Annotated in this window: 1 protein-coding gene; it reads right to left on the bottom strand. The window is 45.5% G+C overall.

The window, feature by feature from the left end; genetic code table 11:
• Positions 1–153 precede the first annotated feature (153 nt).
• Positions 154–1,305 (bottom strand): NAD-dependent epimerase/dehydratase family protein, encoded by a 1,152-nt coding sequence (locus PX636_RS01300; protein WP_288115976.1) that lies wholly within the window; start codon positions 1,303–1,305, stop codon positions 154–156.
• Positions 1,306–1,485: the final 180 nt, after the last annotated feature.

The raw sequence follows: 1,485 nt of genomic DNA, 5'->3' as shown, positions 1-1,485 counted from the left end.
CCAATTAATGCAGGAACGTTGCCCTAATTCCCGCAATTGTGGGCGACAATAATTCCCATCAGTTCGGATTAAGATCGAGTTTGATTCCGATACATTAGAAAAACGCCAAGGATGGGTTATTTGCCCATCCTCAACTTATCATTTACTGATAAATTATCGTTTCCAAGTGACTTTTGGTAGGATATGATTCATATCTACCCGGTCTCTGTACTTGGTGGCGAAGTTCAAGAGGGAATCGAGGAGAGAATCGGAGAGATAGTGAGGTTGTAGGCCTAGATCGAGTAATTTCGTGTTTTTAGCCTTGAAATAATGTTCCTCTAACTCGATGCGCGGGTTATCAAGATTGTTAATCTCCACATTTAACCCTAACGCTGAACCAGCTTTTTTCACCATCAGTGCCAAGTCACCGACGCTAAACAGTTCGGTAAATTGGTTAAAGACGCGGAATTCCCCCGATTGAGCGGGATTAGCGATCGCTAATTCCAAACAACCCACGGTATCGCGGATATCTAAAAATCCTCGCGTTTGACCACCTTTACCATACACTGTCAGGGGATGACCGATCGCCGCTTGAATACAAAAACGGTTTAAAGCAGTACCAAAAACCCCATCGTAATCGAGACGGTTAATTAACATCTCATCCATTCCCGTTTCTTCGGTGAGGACTCCATAAACCACCCCTTGATTGAGATCTGTGGCTTTTAAACCCCACATCCGACAGGCAAAATGGATATTATGGCTATCGTGGACTTTGCTGAGATGGTACATACTACCCGGCTGTTTGGGATAGGGTAAAGTATCCTTACGACCGTTATGTTCGATCGTGATGTAGCCTTCTTCAATATCTATATTCGGTGTGCCATACTCACCCATGGTTCCCAGTTTCACTAGGTGCGCTTCGGGAAATTCCTCTTTCATTGCGTAGAGGATGTTTAAATTGCCAACAACGTTGTTAACTTGGGTTAAAACTGCGTGTTCGCGATCGATCATGGAGAAGGGTGCAGATCTCTGTTCTCCGAAGTGAACAATCGCATCCGGTTGAAACTGTCGCAGGGATTGAATCAAAAAGTCGTAGTTATTGATATCCCCGACAAAAAGATCGAGCGATTTTCCCGTCAGATCTTGCCAGCGTTGAATCCGATGAGATATGGGTGCGATCGGTGTTAAGGTATCGCAGCCTAATTGTAAGTCCCAATAGCGACGAACTAAACTATCAAGTATGCCTACTTCGTAACCTCTATTTGATAGATGGAGTGCCGTTGCCCAACCACAATAGCCGTCTCCGCCAATAACCAAAACTCTCATACAATATCTGTAAAGTTTATATACTCGTCTTTGCTCACTCTAGCAGTTTTGTGTCACGCTTTACCAACTTAGTCTGCGTGAACATAGCGGGGTGTGGGGTGTGGGGTGTGGGGTGTGGGGTGTAGGGTGTAGGGTGTAGGGTGTGGGGTGTGGGGTGTAGGGTGATGGGGAAATGGGGGT

Source organism: Microcystis sp. M53598_WE2, from assembly GCF_030067735.1.
GTDB lineage: Bacteria > Cyanobacteriota > Cyanobacteriia > Cyanobacteriales > Microcystaceae > Microcystis > Microcystis aeruginosa.
Note: the sequence above shows the minus strand (reverse complement) of the source record. Positions and strands in the feature narration are given on the sequence as shown.

What these genes read in the sequence shown, in the direction of transcription:
- PX636_RS01300 (WP_288115976.1), bottom strand. Translation starts at nt 1,305, where the DNA reads ATGAGAGTTTTGGTTATTGGCGGAGACGGCTATTGTGGTTGGGCAACG.